General features: G+C 71.0%; 10 protein-coding genes. 1 reads left to right on the top strand and 9 read right to left on the bottom strand.

Features of this window, described 5'->3' with window-relative positions:
• Nucleotides 1-23: 23 nt before the first annotated feature.
• The 9 genes from ABZ464_RS28445 to ABZ464_RS28405 form a co-directional block, all read right to left on the bottom strand.
• A complete protein-coding gene (locus tag ABZ464_RS28445) occupies nt 24-1,373 on the bottom strand; it encodes a cation:dicarboxylase symporter family transporter (protein WP_359281025.1) in 1,350 nt (449 codons plus the stop codon).
• A 302-nt stretch (nt 1,374-1,675) separates the two neighbouring features.
• Entirely contained in the window at nt 1,676-2,245 is a 570-nt protein-coding gene (locus ABZ464_RS28440) for a LacI family DNA-binding transcriptional regulator (RefSeq protein ID WP_359281024.1), read from the bottom strand.
• 24 nt (nt 2,246-2,269) lie between these two features.
• A complete protein-coding gene (locus tag ABZ464_RS28435; protein WP_359281022.1) occupies nt 2,270-3,595 on the bottom strand; it encodes an MFS transporter in 1,326 nt (441 codons plus the stop codon).
• Nucleotides 3,596-3,662: 67 nt separating this feature from the next.
• On the bottom strand, nt 3,663-4,844 hold the full coding sequence (locus ABZ464_RS28430; protein ID WP_359281019.1) for a glycoside hydrolase family 43 protein: 1,182 nt from the start codon (nt 4,842-4,844) through the stop codon (nt 3,663-3,665).
• Between the two features lie 38 nt (nt 4,845-4,882).
• The gene (locus ABZ464_RS28425) at nt 4,883-6,979 is read right to left on the bottom strand and encodes a hypothetical protein (RefSeq protein ID WP_359281018.1); all 2,097 of its coding nucleotides are present in this window, start codon (nt 6,977-6,979) and stop codon (nt 4,883-4,885) included.
• Nucleotides 6,980-6,992: 13 nt separating this feature from the next.
• Nucleotides 6,993-9,443 carry a glycoside hydrolase family 2 TIM barrel-domain containing protein gene (locus ABZ464_RS28420; RefSeq protein WP_359281017.1) on the bottom strand — a complete coding sequence of 817 codons (2,451 nt, stop codon included), beginning with the start codon at nt 9,441-9,443 and terminating at the stop codon, nt 6,993-6,995.
• Between the two features lie 49 nt (nt 9,444-9,492).
• Entirely contained in the window at nt 9,493-10,953 is a 1,461-nt protein-coding gene (locus ABZ464_RS28415; RefSeq protein ID WP_359281016.1) for an MFS transporter, read from the bottom strand.
• Nucleotides 10,954-11,158: 205 nt separating this feature from the next.
• Nucleotides 11,159-12,139 (bottom strand): LacI family DNA-binding transcriptional regulator, encoded by a 981-nt coding sequence (locus ABZ464_RS28410; RefSeq protein ID WP_359281014.1) that lies wholly within the window; start codon nt 12,137-12,139, stop codon nt 11,159-11,161.
• A 146-nt stretch (nt 12,140-12,285) separates the two neighbouring features.
• The gene (locus tag ABZ464_RS28405) at nt 12,286-14,541 is read right to left on the bottom strand and encodes a glycoside hydrolase family 3 C-terminal domain-containing protein (RefSeq protein ID WP_359281011.1); all 2,256 of its coding nucleotides are present in this window, start codon (nt 14,539-14,541) and stop codon (nt 12,286-12,288) included.
• 347 nt (nt 14,542-14,888) lie between these two features.
• Between ABZ464_RS28405 and ABZ464_RS28400 the strand changes: the two genes are divergently transcribed.
• Complete coding sequence (locus ABZ464_RS28400; protein ID WP_359281009.1) at nt 14,889-17,093, top strand: MMPL family transporter; 2,205 nt, start codon at nt 14,889-14,891, stop codon at nt 17,091-17,093.
• Nucleotides 17,094-17,116 lie beyond the last annotated feature (23 nt).

Below are 17,116 nucleotides of genomic sequence, written 5' to 3'. Positions count from 1 at the left end.
ACGGGGCCGCCCGCTGCGGCGACTCAGGCGACTCCGGCTTCGCCCCGCACGGAGTCTTCGGCATCGGGCTCCGCCGTGACGGTGATCTCCTGGTTCAGGACCTTGCGGGCCCGCGCCACGTCCAGTGCGCCCTCCCAGCGGGAGACGGCGAAGACGGCGACGCAGTTGCCGAGCAGGTTCGTGGCGACGCGCATCGAGTCCATGATGCGGTCCACACCGAGCAGCAGGGCCACGGCGCCCGCGGGGATGACGCCCAGGGAGCTCGCGGTGGCCGACAGGGCGAGGAACGCGGAACCGGGCACCCCCGCCATGCCTTTGCTGGTGAGCATCAACACCAGGACCACGGTGACCTGTTGGCCCAGGGTGAGGTCCACGCCCACAGCCTGGGCGATGAACAGGGTGGCCACGGACAGGTAGATGGAGGCACCGTCGAGGTTGAAGGAGTATCCGGTGGGCAGCACCAGTCCCACGGCGTCGTCCCGGCAGCCCGCCTGCCGCAGTTTCTGCATCATGCGGGGCATGACGGTCTCGCTCGAAGCGGTGCCCAGCGCGAGCAGCATCTCCTCGCGGGTGTAGCGCACGAACTTCCACAGGCTCAGCCCGGTCACGGCCTTGAGCGCCACGGCCAGCAGGAGCAGGAAGAGCAGCGCGACCGCGTAACAGACGCCGATGAGCTTGCCGTAGGTCGTCATCACGCCGACGCCGTACTGGCCGACGAGGTGCGCGGTGGCGCCGAAGACGGCGAGCGGGGCCAGCTTCATGATGAAGCCGACGACCGTGAAGACGATCTCCTGGACCTGCTCGATGGCGGGCAGGATCGCGGGAACCCTCGACAGTCCGAGGTGCAGCAGAGCGGCCCCCACGAGACAGGCGAGGACCAGGACCTGGAGCAGGGAGTTCTCGGCGAAGGCGCCGACGGCGCTGTCGGGCAGCGAGTGCAGGATGAACTCGCTGGTCGAGGGGAGGGATCCACCCCCGGTCTTCTGGTCCACGGCGGAGGCGTCGAGCTGCGCCGGATCGACGTTCATCCCGGCCCCGGGAGCGACGAGGTTGCCCGCGACCAGGCCGAAGAGCAGCGCGAAGGTCGTGGCCACCTCGAACCAGATCAGCGCCTTGACGCCGATCCTCCCGAACGCCTTGAGGTCGCCGGCCTTGGTGATGCCGAAGACGACCACGCAGAACACCAGAGGAGCGATGAGGGCCTTGATGAGCCGCACGAAGCCGTCACCGAGCGGCTGAACCGCGGTGCCGGCTTGGGGCCAGAGCGTTCCCACGAGGATGCCGAGCACGAGCGCGCAGGCGACCTGCGCGAAGAGGGACAGACGCAGCGTGCGTAGAAAACGTCGCGGCAGGGACGGTGCAGACGACGGCACTGGTGCCTCCAAGCATGTTCTGCAATGCGGAAACTCTTTTCCGGAAACGAACTATGGTTGAAGGACGGGCCCTACAGAAGCCCTGTGTTACGAGCGCGTGAAATCTTGGTTGATTCTCCAAACGTCGGTGGTGGACTGACGCACGACCGGTTCCGGCTCCAGGACCACGTGCCGGTGCTTCGCTGCCGCGCCCGGAGCCGTGTCCGCGACGAGCAGTTGCCACCGACCAGCGCGATGCCGTCCGGCACTCGCAGGCCCGCCTCGTACAACACGGTGGCCGGCGTCCCTGCCCGCGGAGACCGTCAGGTCGCAGCAGGCCAGTTCCCGCAGTGCGGCCGGTGGGAGACCGGCCGCGGCCACGGCGTCGAGAGCGCCCCTGCGCCGGTCCCGGAGGGGGCGCCGGGCTGCGGTGCGTTCTGGTCGGCCACCGCGAAGGGGATCGCGGTGCGGCGGAGGGCGGAAACGGTTCTGTCGATTCCCTCGCCGGAGGACAGCACCACACCGCGGATCAGGTGCGACGACAGCAGCGCCAGGTGGCACGCGAGCTCCGCCGGATCACGTGGGCTCGGGCACACCATGACGTTGAGGCCCGCCTCACGGGCGGCCTGCTCCACGCCGGAGGCCAGGGCCGCGTAGAAGGGGTTGGCCAAGTCGGTGACCATGACGGCCGGCACGCGAGAGGCGGCCTCGCGCAGTCTCGCCCCCTCGGCACGCACATACCCCGGGGAGTCGATCACCGACAGGACCCGCGTCCGGGTGGCGTCGGCCACGATCTCCGGACGGTTGAGCACGTTGGAGACCGTACCGAGGGACACACCGGCTTCTCGCGCCACGTCCTTGACGCCGACCCGGTGGCGTTGCCGGCGGCTCATGTCCGTCTCCGGGTGTGCACGGTTCTAGCGGACGGACTTGATGCGGGTGGCGATGACGAAGCCGCCGAGGAAGGTGAAGGTGGCGGCGATGAAGTACAGGAGGGTGTAGTTCTTGTCGCCGCCGCCCGTTCCGATGAGGAGGAGCAGCGGGGCGATCAGAGGGGCCAGGCCCTGGGCGAGGGTGGTGGAGAAGCCGTAGATGCCCGCGTAGCGGCCGGCGCTGGTCTCCCGCTCGGGGAGCACGTCGAGCATGACGGCCTGGTCGACGGTGGCGAACAGGCCCAGGCCGAGGCTGCCGAGGACCGCTCCGGCGGTGATCACGGGCAGTGTGGGGGCCAGGGCCATGGTGACCGCACCGGTGGCGAACACACAGGCGCCGACCAGCACGAAGACACGACGACGGCGCAGTCTGTCCGACAGGAACCCACCGCCGATCGCGCCGAGCATGGTGGCGACGACCCCGGCCCCGCCCAGCACCGCGACGGTGCCCGAGACCTCCTTGACGCTCACACCCGTGCGCTCGGCCAGGAAGAACGCGGTGAACGTCGAGGTCAGGGTGAGCCCGAACATGAAGAGGAACTTGCCGAGCCAGTTCCAGGCGAAGTCGGGGCTGCGGCGCGGGTCGAAGACGTAGGAGGAGGTCAGAGTACGGAGATCGAGGCGCGCCCGCGGAAGCGGCATGGTGCGGCTGTCCGGTTCGTGGACGAAGCGGACGAAGAAGAACATGGACACGGCCCCCACCGCACCGGGCACGAGGAACATCAGCACGCTGCTGCCCGACAGTGCGCCGGCGAGGAGGGCTCCGCTGACCGGGGCGAGTTGCTGGACGACACCGGTCAGCGCGGCGACCCTGCCGCGCTGGTCCTCGGGCAGCCGGTCGGCCTGGGAGGCCGTCAGCAGCGCCAGGACGGTGCCCCAGCCGACCTGCGCCAGCATCCAGCCGAGTGCGAGGACGAGGATGCCGGAGGCCAGGGCCATCACCAGCAGGGCGACGAGCCCGACCGCCGTCCCGGCGATCAGCAGCGGTCGCCGACGGCCGAGCCGGCTGCGGGTGCGGTCGCTGAGCACACCGAACAGCGGGGCCGTCAGGATGGCGGTGACGCCGCCCGCGCCGGTGATGTAGCCGAGGTACTCCTCGTGACCGGGGGTGAGTTGGTCGACGCGGATCGCCAGGGAGATCGCCATCGGGGTGACGATGGCCATGAACACACCGAAGACGGCCAGCACCATCAGCCGGACATAGGAGCGTTCCGCCTCCCCCGCGTAGCCGGGCTCCGCCGTCTCGGTGTCGGCGGAGCCGGTGAGGAGCGGCCCGTCGGTGGGCGGTTGCGTGGGAGGGGGCAGTGCCATGGAGACCTCGTGTTCGGTCGGGGAGGAGGGGACGGGGGAGGCCGGGCGGGGCGCGGAGACGGTGAGGTCACAAGGACGTCGGGTCGTCCTCGATCGTGAGCGTGGTGTCGTGCTGCACGAGGCGCCGTACGACGGCCCGTTCGTCGGGGGTGTTGTTGGGCTGGTGCAGGGTGAGGGCCAGGGACCCGTCACCGAGCCGGAAGACCATGCCGTGGCCGCCGTCCGCGGGCCACAGTGCGTGCTCGTCCTGGGTCCAAGGGCCGGTGACCCGTCCCGACGCGGAGTGCGCGAGGCCCATCGCATAGCCCTGGTCGCCGTGGCTGGACCAGAGCATGACGAGATGCCCGCTGCCGAGCCGGAAGAGGAACGGCCCGTCCGTCACATAGGCGGGGAACTTCACGGACACCCCGGGCAGGGGCCTGGCCCAGGGCGCGTCCGAGGCGTTGAAGAGGAAGACGGGTGTCCCGGTCGTGTGCCGCAGGTCCTCGCCGAGGCGCTGCGCGAAGACCGCCCCGTCGTGGATCTGGGTCCACTCGTGGCAGTACACGATCCAGGGCGCACCCGACTCGTCGACATGCAGGGTGCCGTCGAGGCACTGCCACTTGCGCGGTGTGACGGCTCCCTCGCTCCAGGGGCTGAACGGTCCCTGGGGCGTGTCTCCCCCGAGGATCTGCGTGCCGCGGTGGCCGTCCGGAGCGGTGAAGGTGGCGAACATGTACCAGCGGCCGCGGTACTCGTGGACCTCGGGAGCCCAGAAGCAGCCCTCGCTCCAGAACCCGGCGGGCGGCCTGAAGGCGGCGAACGGGCCTTCCCAGTGCAGGAGGTCGGTGCTGCGGTAGCTGTTGAACCCGATGCCGGGACCGTCCCAGATGTTCGGGTCCGTGCTGCCGTAGAGGTGATAGGCGGAGGTGGATCCGTCGTACAGGACGAACGGGTCACGGATCTGGATCCGGTCGAGCGTCAGGCCCTGCCGCACGGGTTCCGGGGCGGCGGTGCCGGCGGCCGTGAGCGGTTCGTCCCCGGTCACGAGCCGCCCGCCGTTCACCGCGCGGACCAGGCCGTCCACCAGCGGCTGAGAGATCTTGCCCTCGCTGAGCTCGACCAGCCGGTTCAGGGAGAACACCCGGGCCGGCCCGAGCTGGGAGACGTCCTGGCCCAGCCGGGTGAGCAGTTCCCGGATCAGGGGGCCGCCCGTGGAGTCCTCCAGCCAGTCGCCCAGGGTGCTCCGGCCGGTCAGTGCTGTGTTCACACGTGCTTCCTTGTCATGGGGGTGCGGATACGCCCGGGTCACGGCCACGGGTTGAAGCCCTCGTGCCATACCGACCAGCCCTCCGCGGGGAAGCCGGGACACTCGCCGTCCGCTCCGTCCCAGCCGGCGGCCATGAGGGAGACGGCCGCGAGGAGGGCGCCGTTGGAGGGGAGGTAGACCGGCAGCAGGCTGCCGATCTGAGGGGTGTGGCCGGTCGGGAGGTAGTGGTTCTTGGGGGTCTGCATGAGCAGCGCGTCCACCGCGAGGTCGGGGCGGCCGATGCGGGCAGCTGTCATCGCCATGACGGGGAAGTCCCAGCCCCAGGCGCTGTTCCACTCCCAGTCGGCCCGGACGTCCTGGAGGGTGGCCGCCATGACGGCCGGGTCGACGAGCGGGGTGGCGGGTACGACACCGAGGGCGCACAGGAGCGAGGGGTGGTCGTCACGCTTCAGGTACGGCTCGGTGGCGACGGCGGTGTAGCGGCCGTCGCGCCGATGGGGGAGTGTCAGTCCGTCCTGGACGCGCTGCCACTGCTTGTCCCGCTCGAGGCCGGCGCGTTCGCGCCAGCGCTGGGCGATCTCCAACCCCCACCACCAGTAGGCGAGTTCGAAGGTGGGGTCCTCGGTGGTCGTGGCGTCGTAGAACTCCTGCGCGGGGAGCAGCGGGGCCGGCAGGTGGTAGGTGCCGTCGCGTTCCTCGACGAACGAGGCCATGAACGCGGCGGTGTCTTCGACGAGTTCGGCGAAGCGCCTCACCAGGGCGCTCTCGGGACGGCTGCGGTACAGCAGTTCGAGGAGATAGAGGGGGTGGGGCTGCTGCCAGACAAGGAACACCCCGATGTCCGAGGGGCTTTCACGGCCGTCGGGGCCGGTCTGCTTGGGCCAGCGGGCTCCCGCGTAACGCTGGCGACGGGCGGTGGCCCGGGCCTCGGGGAGGATGGACAGATACCAGTCGAGACTGCGTTCGAGGAGCTTGGAGCGGCCCCAGAGGGCGAAGTGCGCCGCGTGCCACCAGTGCATCTCCAGGTGGTGCTTGCCGTGCCAGGAGTTGGTGATCAGACCGGTCTCCTGCGGCGGCAGGGTACCGGAGCAGTTCACCGCCGTGAGGTACTGCGAGAGCACCACCCGTCGCTCCAGCTCGGCCGCTCGCGGATCGGTGCTGCCGGTGAAGTCGATCGCGGCTCCGGAGGTCCAGTGGTCCTCCCACCATGCGGCCGAGGCTGCCGCGAGGAAGGCGAAGTCGCCGCCCACGGTCGCGGCCTCGCCGTCGGGGGAGAAGTGCGCGACGAGTTCGAGGGTGTCCGAGTCCGTGGTCAGCACGTATTCATGCGGGTTCCGCGTCGGTCGTACGACACCTGCCGACCAGGTGAGCCGGACGGTGTACGTGGTGTCGTCGAGGGTCCGGCGGAAGACGCACCCGGTGTCGGTGACCTGGTCGAGGTCGGTGCGGTGGCGCTCCGGTGAGGTCCAGTCGCAGGTCTGGAAGAAGCCGTCGCTCGCGTAGGGGAAGCGGATCACGACGCCGGCCAGACCGTCGGCGAGCAGCTCGGACTCGATCCGGAACGCGACGCGGCCCCGGTGCGGGTCCGCGACGGTGGTGACCGCCACCTCGTGGTCGGCGTAGGTGAAGCGGCTGCTGATCGTCCCGGTCCACAGGTCCAGGCACTGCTCCGGGTCCCGCAGGGCCTCGGGGCCGGTCTCGGGCTCCGCGTCGGGCGCGGGGCGCAGCAGCAGGCCGATACGGCCGAGGTCGAGCCGTTGCGGGTTGGCGCTGAGCCAGGCTCCGGGGCGCATCTCCTCGGGCAGGTCGCCGCCCATCATGGCGGCGATCCCGAACCTGTCGGGGTAACTCACGGTCCCCCGGGCCGTGCTGTGCTCCGACATGGCGTCCGGGAGGGTGTACCCCTCGGGGTTGGGCATGGCGTGCCAGCCCCAGGTGGTCATGGTCGCGGTGTTCACGGCCAGCCGGCGTTCCGCCATCGCGGCGCTCTGGTCGTGGTACGCCGGGAACGACTGCATACCGGTGATGTCGCACGTATAGGCGAAGTCGCCGTTGCCGACGGTGAGGACGTGGGCGGGGTCCGGCTCCGTCAGACGGACGGTGTGCCGGCGGACCAGCGTTTTCCTGTCGATCACGAGATTGCTTTCCTTACTCGACGGTGATGACGGCCTCGACCGGCTCGCAGTCCGGCGCGGTGGCCAGGACGCGGATCTTCCCGGTACCGGTGGGCCGTACGACGGCCAGCGCACGGCCTTCGTGGGTGCGCCGCTCGGTCGCGTCGAAGCGTTCCTCCGACGCGGGGGCGGCACTGCCGAAGCCGATCAGCTCCCCGGCGCCGGAGACCTCGACGGAGACCGGCCGGTCGGCGGCGGTGTGCAGGGTGCCGGCGGCGTCGGTGAGGGCGAGGGCGACGTAGGCGAGGTCACCGCCGCTCGCCCGGACGATCGGGCGGTCGGGCTCGGCGGTCAGCCGCACGGGACCGTTGGCCCACTGGAGGCTGGTGCGGCCGGTCTCGACGCCTTCCCGGTACGCCACGGCGACCAGGTTCCCGGGCACGTAGACGATCTCGAACTCGGTGCGGAAGCGGTGCTCCGCGCCCACGGGACGGCGTCCGAAGGAGTTGCCGTTGCCGATCAGTTCGACCTCGTCGGCGTCGGCGTACACCTCGACGGTGATCGGCTTGCCCTCGAAGCCCGGCCAGGTCCAGCTCGCGATGGCGTCGCTCCACGCCCAGGGACCGCCGAGGGGAGTCAGGCCGTGGTTCTCGGGGCGCCGGACGGCGATGTAGGGCTCGGTGCGCAGGCCGAAGACGATCTCGCGGTAGTAGGAGGCGGGACGCCGGTGGCCGGTGATGTCGATGTCGCCGCAGCCCGCGAGGAGGTGGGGGAAGGGAGCGGTGTGTTCGGGGCGGGGGTTCTCCGGTGTCGCGAACTGGGGGCGCCCGATGCCGACTTCGCCGATGTAGTCCCAGCCGGTCCAGGTGAAGTCCCCGATGACGTGGCTGTGTTGCTCGACCAGCTTCCAGTTGCCGTCGATGCGGGTGGGGAAGGTCTCGGTGCCCAGGATGATCCGGTTCGGGAACAGTTCGCGGTCGAGGCCGTAGCGGGCCTCGGCGTAGTTCATACCGGCGACGTCCAGGACGGCGAAGGACTCGGCGGTGCGCCGGGTGACCAGGTCCGAGGCGCTGACGTAGTTGATCATGTCACCCGCGTCGGTCATCCGGGAGTTGATGCCTCCACCGTCCTCGGCACCTTCCGTGCGCTGCCCCCGCAGGGCGGCCAGCTCGGACATCACGGCGAGGAAGCCGTTGACGGCGTTGGTGACATAGCGGGTGGAGTCGAGGGAGCGGACCTTCTCGGCGAGCTTGCGCCCCCACGCGGCACCGGACGGGGAACCGACCTCCGGGATCTCGTTGCCGATCGAGTACATGATGACGCTGGGGTGGTTGTAGTCCTTGGCGACCATCGCCTCGACGTCGCGCTCCCACCACTCGGGGAAGTGCAGGCTGTAGTCGAAGCCGCTCTTGGCGGACGTCCACACGTCGAAGGTCTCGTCGACGACGAGCATGCCGAGGCGGTCGCAGGCGTCGAGCATCGCCCGGCTCATCGGGTGGTGGGACATCCGGATCGCGTTGAACCCGGCCTCCTTGAGCAGCTGCACCCGCCGCTCCTCCGCGCGGGCGTAAGTGGCCGCGCCGAGCGGGCCGTTGTCGTGGTGGACGCACGCGCCGCGCAGTGTGACCGTACGGCCGTTGAGCCGCAGCCCCCGCTCGGGATCGAGCCGAAGCGAACGGATGCCGAACTCCACGCTGTCGCTGTCCACCGGGTCGCCCTCGGCGCTCAACGCGACGTGACAGCCGTACAGGTGGGGGGTGTCCACGTCCCACAGGCTCGCCTCACGCAGGTACAGGCGTGAGCGGACGACCGCGTCCTCGCCGGGCAGCACGGTGACCTTGGTGACGTCGCCCGTGACGGCGTCGCCGGAGGCGTCGCGCAGGTTCACCGCGAGGTCGAGGGTGCGGATCGCGATCGAGTCGTTGCGCACCCGGGTCGCGACCTCGACCACCGCCCGCTCGCCCTCGATATCGAGGGTGGTGACGCGGATGCCGTCCGGGACGATGCGCACCACGTCGCCGGTGAGCATCCAGACGGGTCGGTAGATGCCGGCGCCGGTGTACCAGCGGGAGTCCTGGTGGGCGCGGGCCTCGACACGGATCTCGTTGTCCTGGCCGTAGCGCAGGTACGGGTCGGCGTCGACGGTGAACTGCGAGTAGCCGTAGGGGCGTTGGCCGACGTAGGCACCGTTGATGTGGACGGTGGCATCGCGGTGGACGCCCTCGAACTCGAACTGGACGCGCTTGCCGCGCAGTTCGTCCGGAACCGAGAACGTCTTGCGGTACTCGAAGACGCCACCGGGGAAGTAGGCGCCCGCACCTCCCTCCATCGTCGCCTCGCCGTCCGGCGCGACCCGGTCCTGACCGATCATCGCGTCGTGCGGGAGGGCGACGGCCTGGAACGGGGCCACGGGGCCGGACAGTTCGGCGAAGGGGTTCACCTTCCGCCGGGTCTGCCAGTCGTCGTTGAAGGAGGTGCGGATCATTGCCTGCCTTTGTCTGTTCGGGAGAGGCGGGAGAAGTCGATCAGGGGGCTCAGGCCGCCTGGGCCGCCTCGACGGTGTCGATGCGGCGCGCCTTGGGAATGAGTGCCACCAGCACGGTGCCGAGGGCGCACGCTCCGGCGACCAGCAGGAAGCCGTTCGCGAACCCGCCGTCCAGGTAGAACTGCGTGCCCTTCATGACCACGCCGTCCTGGGCCATGACCGTGAACACCAACTGGCTGACGATCACCTGGATCACGCTCTGGATCAGCCACTGGGAGCCGTTGGCGAGAGCCTGCTCCTCGGGGGCCACCGACTCGATGACCATGATCGGCAGCACGGAGACGACGAGGCCCATGCCCGGACCGGAGATGAGGCCCAGCAGGATGAAGTGCCAGATCTCCGTGTGGAGTTGGGAGGCGACGACGTATCCGATGGTGGTCAGGGCGCCGCCGACGGCGAGCAGGATCCGGGTGTCGACGCGACGGGCGAGCCATCCGGTGAGGACCGCCGTGGCGATCACCAGGACGCTGATCGGGGACTGGACGGTGGCGCTCTTGGTGACGGACCAGCCGAGGCCGTCGGAGACGGTCGGGATGTGCGGCATGAGGGTGAGGATCATGGTGACGGTGCCCACGGCGAAGGTGGCGCCGGCGCCGACCGAGGCGGCCAGGAAGACGGTCCACACCCGGCGCCGCTTGATCAGTGACAGGGGCAGCAGAGGGTCGGCGGCGCGGGACTCGAAGGGGAGGAACAGCAGCACGGCCAGTGCGCCGAGGCCGATCCAGGTGAGGGTCTTTCCGCTGGTCCAACCCCAGGCGGAGCCCTCGCCGATGCCGTAGACGATCGCGCTGAGCCCGCCGCCGAGCAGCAGTCCGCCGATCCAGTCCATCCGTCGTGCCGCCTCGCGGACCGGGCTCTCCGGCACGCACAGCAGCTGGAGCAGCAGACATACGGCGGTGGAGACCACGATGAACCACAGGGCGCCGCGGAAGCCGTGGTGGTCGATCAGCCAGGCCGACAGGAACGGGCCGCCGAGGCCCACCAGGCCGATGCTGGCGGCCAGGACGCCGCTGGCGGTGCCGACCAGGCGCCGCGGGAAGATGTCGCGGGCCAGGGCGTAGGCGATGAACACCGTGGCGCCGTAGGCGCCGGCGATGACGCGGCCGGCGATCAGCGTCGAGTAGTCGGTGGCGAAGGCGGCGATCGCGTCGCCGAGCAGGCCGACGGCGGTGGCGACGACCATGACCCGCTTCTTGCCGTACATCGCGGCGGCCTTCATGGCGAAGGGCGTCAGGAACGTGCCGAGCAGGGCGGAGCCCAGCGTGAACCACGCGATCTGCGTCGTGCGGAAGTGGACGGCCACCTCGGCCTGCGAGCTGCCGGCGAGCAGACCCGCGACGGGGTTCAGCGCGACGGTCCACAGGAGGGCGACGAGCGCGAGGAGATGCCGGGCGGAGAAGCCGGTCTCCTCGGCCTGCGTGGCCTCGGGGGCGGTCTCGGTTGAGGACATGGGGTACCTTTCACGGCTCTGTGAAACGTTTCAGACGGCTGTCGACGACTTCCGTCGGTGGGGGTGGTGGTTGGTTTACGGCGCATTGCCCTAGTGATGCGCGTCAGTGACGCGCGAAAGTAGAAAACATCAAGGGACTCACGACGGCAAGATGCGAGAAGGTAACGAGCTGGTAACGCGATGTTCCTCGGGTCGAGGGCGCGGTTCAGGAGGAGAGCCGCTTGACCAGCCGCAGACTGTCCCCCGGTCCGCCCGGGACCGCGCGTCGGCCGGTCAGGCCGGCCGCCACGGCCTCCGCGCGGTGCTTGCCCGCCTCCTGGAGGTCGAAGTAGACCGTGGAGAGCGGCGGCGCCGCGAAGCGGGCCATCGGGATGTCGTCGGCCCCGACGATCGCGAGGTCGTCCGGCGCGGTCAGCTCCATCTGTCGCATGGCGGCGAGCAGCGCGATGGCGTGCTCGTCGTTGAACGCGCACACACCGGTGATCTCCTCGTCCTGCCACCGCCGCACCACGCGGGCCAGCGGAGCGATCTCCAGGTCGGCGGCGCCGAGCGCGAGCGGGGGTTCGATGCCCGCGTCCGCGCACGCCTCGGCGACCCCCTGGAGCCGTTCCTCGCCCATGCGCCGGAACCGTGACGGCGAGGGCAGCAGGTAGCCGATCCGGCGGTGACCGCGGCCGATCAGATGCTCGGCCTGCATACGTCCCAGCGGGGGCATGGCGGACAGATGGGCGTCGGTCGGCGGCAGCACGACCCGCACGCCGAGTCCGTGCAGGGCTTTGACGGTCGCCTCGTCGAAGCCCTCGAACCCGAGCACCGCCGAGGCGCCCACGGTGGCGCACACGTCCGGCAGGGACCGGCCGCGCTCGGCCATCAGGTGGGTGACCAGCGTCAGGCCGTGCTCGGCGAGGGCGACGGTCAGTTCCTCGACGAAGCGGCTGATGCTCGGGCCGATGGGCAGGTCGGGGATGGACAGCAGCACGATGTCGCTGCGGCCGGCGGCCAGGGCGCGGGCGGAGGCGTGCGGCCGGTACTGGAGCCGTTCGGCGGCGGCCAGGACCCGTTTCCTGGTCTCCTCCGGGATCGACTGCCCCGGCCGGTCGTTGAGCACATAGCTGACGGTGGTGCGTGAGACGCCGGCCGCCTGGGCGACATCGGCGCTGGTGATCCGTTTCGCGGGGCGTGTCATGACCCTCTGATCCGTCCGAACCGTCGGCACGGCGGCACGCGTGTCCGGCCCGTCGCGCGCTGCCCGCCACCTGCCGCGGTCTCGGCAGGCACCACGATGATACGCGTCCCGTGACACCGTCACTGACGCGCATCAACCAAAGGGGCTCAAGGGCGGCCGGCGACACGGGTACGTTCCATCAAGCGTTCCAGCGTCTCGTCCAGGGCGTCGCCCACCAGGCCCACCACCCGCTTCATCGGCACGTCCTGCACCGCCTGGAGCAGCTCCGGCCGGTCGCCCATCCGAGTGCCCTGGTTATCGGGGAGAGCGGCGGTGAGTTCATCGAGGAGGGTGGAGCCGACGACAGGGTGGGCGATCCACTCGCCGAAGGTGGACTCCAGGGTCAGCTCCTGAGCGACGACGTCCCCGGCCAGGGACACGGACGCCTCGGCGATCACGTGCTCGGCGTTCTCGCCGATCTGGACGCGGTGGTCACCGGGCGCGACCGCCCAACCGGCGGCCTGGACGTCGTAGTAGGCGAAGGCCCGGCGGCCGAGGTCGAAGGCGACCGTCCGGGACTCACCGGGTTCGAGGTGGACCTTGGTGAAGGCGCGCAGCTCGCGTGTCGGCCGCCGCACCGGTCCGGCCTGTGCGGCGACGTAGACCTGGACGACGTGCTTGCCCGCGCGGGCGCCGGTGTTGGTGACGGTGAGCGAGGCGCGGGCGGAGTCGTCGCCGGTGGCCTCCACGGCGAGGTCGCCGACCGCGAAGCCGCTGTACGACAGGCCGTGCCCGAACGGATAGCGCACCGGCGTGCCGGTCGTCCCGTACCAGCGGTAGCCGACCATGACGCCCTCGCCGTACCGGACGTGCCCCTGCTCGCCGGGGAAGTTCACGAAGCTCGGGTTGTCCTCCAGCCGGAGCGGGATCGTCTCCGCGAGGCGGCCCGACGGGTTGGCCTCACCGAACAGCAGGTCGGCGAGGGCACCTCCGCCGCCCTGGCCCAGCAGGAAACCCTCCAGGATCGCGTCGACCTCGTCGTGCCAGCCCTCCAGCGAGACGACCCCGCCGTTGGACAGCACCACGACCGTCCGCGGGGCCGCCGCGGCGACGGCACGGATCAGTTCGACCTGTACGGCCGGGAGGCGCAGGTGGTCCCGGTCGAACCCCTCGGACTCCTCGCTCTCCGCGAGCCCCGCGAAGACGACGGCCACGTCCGAGGAGCGGGCGAGAGCCACCGCGGCCGCCCGCAGTCCCTCGACGTCGCCGGAGCCGTCCAGGGTGAAGCCCGGCGCGAACTCCACCGGGCTGCCGCGCCCGTCCGCCGACGCCCGGATCGCGTCCAGCGCGTTGTCGAGCCGGGTCGGGTTGAGGTGCGAACTGCCGCCCGCCTGATAGCGGGGCGTGGCCGCGAACTCCCCGATGACGGCGATGCGCTGACCGGAGCCGAGCGGCAGCACGCCGTGCTCGTTCCGCAGCAGGACGGCGCACTCGGCCGCCAGCTCGCGGGCCAGCCGGTGGTGAGCGTCGGCGTCGGACCCGTCGGACCCGTCTGACTGTCCGGCCGCGAGGTCGGCCAGCGCCAGGATCCGTCGTACGGCCGTGTCGACCACGGATTCGTCCAGCTCACCGGCGCGTACGGCGTCCACGATCCGTTGCGCGTCCTCGGGGGAGGGGCCGGGCATCTCCAGGTCCAGCCCCGCGAGCACGGACGCCACCGGGTCGTGGACCGCGCCCCAGTCGGACACCACAGCTCCGGTGAACCCCCACTCCTCGCGCAGCACCTCGGTGAGCAGCCGGTGGTGCTGTGCCGCGTGCACGCCGTTGACCTTGTTGTAGGCGGCCATCACCGTGGCCGGGGCGGCCTCGGTCACGACGTGCTCGAAGGCCGGCAGGTAGATCTCGCGCAGGGTGCGCTCGTCGACGTCGGCGCTGACCCGCATCCGGTCGGTCTCCTGGTTGTTGACCGCGAAGTGCTTCAGCGAGGCGCCCACGCCCTGCTCCTGCTGGCCGCGCACATGGGCCGCGCCGAGCCGCCCGGAGAGCAGGGGGTCCTCCGAGTAGTACTCGAAGTTGCGTCCGCACAACGGGGAGCGCTTGATGTTCACCCCAGGGCCCAGGACGACGTGCACACCGAGGGCACGGGCCTCGCGCCCCACCGCCGCCCCGATGCGGGCGGCGACCTCGGGGTCCCAGCTGCTGCCGACGGCCGCCGCGGGCGGGAAGCAGGTGGAGGGCAGGCTCTCGTAGATGCCCATGTGGTCGAACTCGCCGACCTGGCGACGGACCCCGTGCGGTCCGTCGGTCAGGACGACGGAGGGGAGGCCGCAGGCCGCCACGGGGTGGGTGGACCAGAAGTCCTGTCCCGACAGCAGTGCGGCTTTCTGCTCCAGGGACAGACGGGACGGGTCGATCTCGGGCATACGGGTGTCCTTCGAGGTGGTGGCAGGCGGGGCCCCGGTGCGGATCGCGGTGGGCGACTCCGCGGATGGCGGGGGAGGAACGCGCCGACGGCTCTACTGACGCGCATCAGTGGCGCGGGTCCGTGGGACTTTAACCGGAGATCCGGTGGTGGACAAGGCGACCAGAGTGAGCCCGGCATGGAGTCATCCCCAAGCCGTAGCTTCGGCTCCTCCCGTAGGAGGACCGGGCCGCGTCGGCTCATGCAGGGACACCAAGCCGGATTGCGAGCACCCGCACGATGCCCCGGCATCCCCGTTCCCGTCAGGCTGGCCGTCCACCCGAAGCCTGACCTGGAGACCCGTTTCCCGTGGCTACCTTGCTCTACCGTCTGGGCCGGACCGCCTTTCGGCGCCGCTGGCTCGTCGTGCTGTTGTGGGCGGTGATCCTCGCCGGCGGGGCAGCCGGCGCCGCCACCGCTCCGTCCGCCTCCGACGACGGCACGTCGTTCATGCCCGGCATCGAGGCGCAGAAGGCGTTCGACCTGATCGGGGAGCGCTTCCCCGGCACGGACGCCAACGGCGCCACCGCGCGCATCGTGTTCGTCGCACCCGACGGCGGGAAGGTGACCGCCTCCGGCCACCGGGCCGCCATCGACGCGCTCGTCACGGAAGCGGCCCACGAGCCGAAGGTCCTGAACGCCGTGAGCCCGTTCACCGCGGGCGCGGTGAGCGAGGACGGCTCCACCGCCTACGCCACCGTGAACTACAAGGTGAAGGCCGACGACCTCACCGACGCCGACAAGGCCGCCCTGGAGAAGGCCGTCGACCAGGCCCGTGACGCGGGCCTCACGGTCGAGGTCGGCGGCACCGCCCTCGCCGAGCAGCCCGCCGCGGGCGGCAGCGCCGAGGCCGTGGGCATCGGCCTCGCCGCGGTCATTCTGCTGATCACTTTCGGCTCCCTCGCCGCCGCCGGACTGCCCCTGCTCACCGCCGTCATCGGCGTCGGTACCAGCATGGCCGCGATCATGGCCCTGGGCAGCGTCTTCGGGCTCTCCCTCACCACGGGCACGCTCGCCTCGATGCTCGGACTGGCGGTCGGTATCGACTACGCCCTCTTCGTGGTCTCCCGCTACCGGGAGGAGCGCGCGAACGGCCATGCCGCGCACGAGGCGGCCGGACTCGCCGTCGGCACGGCCGGCTCGGCCGTGGTCTTCGCCGGCCTCACCGTCGTCATCGCACTGGCCGGCCTGACCGTGGTCGGCGTGCCGATGCTGACCAAGATGGGCCTGTGCGCGGCGGGCGCGGTGGTCGTCGCCGTGCTGGTGGCCCTCACCCTGGTCCCGGCGCTGCTGGGCATGTGGCCGAACGCGGTGCTGTCCCGCCGTACGCGCAAGGGTCGTCCTGCCCGAGAGGCGAACGGGAACGGCGGGACCCGGTGGGCGCGGTTCGTGCTGCGCCGCCCGGTGACCGTGCTGGTCGCGTGCGTCGCGGGGCTGGGTGTGCTGGCCCTGCCCGCCGCGAGCCTGGAGATGGGCATGCCCGGTGCCGAGTCCAAGCCGGTCTCCTCGACGGAACGGCGCGCCTACGACGCCCTCGCGGACGGATTCGGCGCGGGCTTCAACGGACCCCTGACCATCGTCGTGGACGCCAAGGGAGCGGCCGACGCCAAGGCGGCCGTGACGGAGATCGCCCAGGAGATCGGCGCCACCGACGGGGTCGTGTCCGTCTCCTCGGCGCAGTTCAACCCGGCCGGTGACACCGCGCTCTTCTCGGCCGTTCCGGCCACCGGCCCGAACGACGAGCGCACCAAGGACCTCGTCCGCGCCATCCGCTCGGAACGCGCCGCCCTGGAGCGCGGGACGGGGGCGTCCTTCGAGGTCACCGGCAGCACCGCGATGAACATCGACGTCGCCGAGGCCCTCCAGGCCGCGCTCGTGCCCTACCTGGCCGTCATCGTCGTCCTCGCTCTGCTCCTGCTGCTGGTGGTCTTCCGCTCCGTGCTCGTCCCGGTCAAGGCGGCGTTCGGGTTCCTGCTGTCGGTGCTGGCCGCCCTCGGCTCGGTCGTGGCGGTCTTCCAGTGGGGCTGGGGCGCGGGACTGCTGGGGGTCGAGCAGGCCGGGCCGATCATGAGCCTGATGCCGATCTTCCTGGTGGGCATCGTGTTCGGCCTGGCGATGGACTACGAGGTGTTCCTGGTCGCCCGTATGCGGGAGGCGTACGTCCACGGGGACCGGGCGCCCGAGGCGGTCGTCTCGGGGTTCCGGCACAGCGCGCGGGTGGTCGTCGCGGCGGCGGTGATCATGATCGCCGTGTTCTCCGGGTTCATCGGCTCCGGCGAGTCGATGATCAAGACGATCGGGTTCGGGCTCGCCGTCGCGGTGCTGTTCGACGCCTTCGTCGTGCGCATGGCGCTCGTGCCGGCGGTGCTGGCCCTGCTCGGCGACAAGGCCTGGTGGCTGCCCCGGTGGCTCGACCGGCTGCTGCCCCGTGTCGACGTGGAGGGGGCCGGGCTCACGACATCGCCACCGGTGGCGGCCGGCGAGGCCGTGCCGCAGGAGCCGGTACGGGTCTGACGGATCGTGGGTCGCGGGGCCGG

Source organism: Streptomyces sp. NPDC005820 (assembly GCF_040630255.1).
GTDB lineage: Bacteria > Actinomycetota > Actinomycetes > Streptomycetales > Streptomycetaceae > Streptomyces.
Note: the sequence above shows the minus strand (reverse complement) of the source record. Positions and strands in the feature narration are given on the sequence as shown.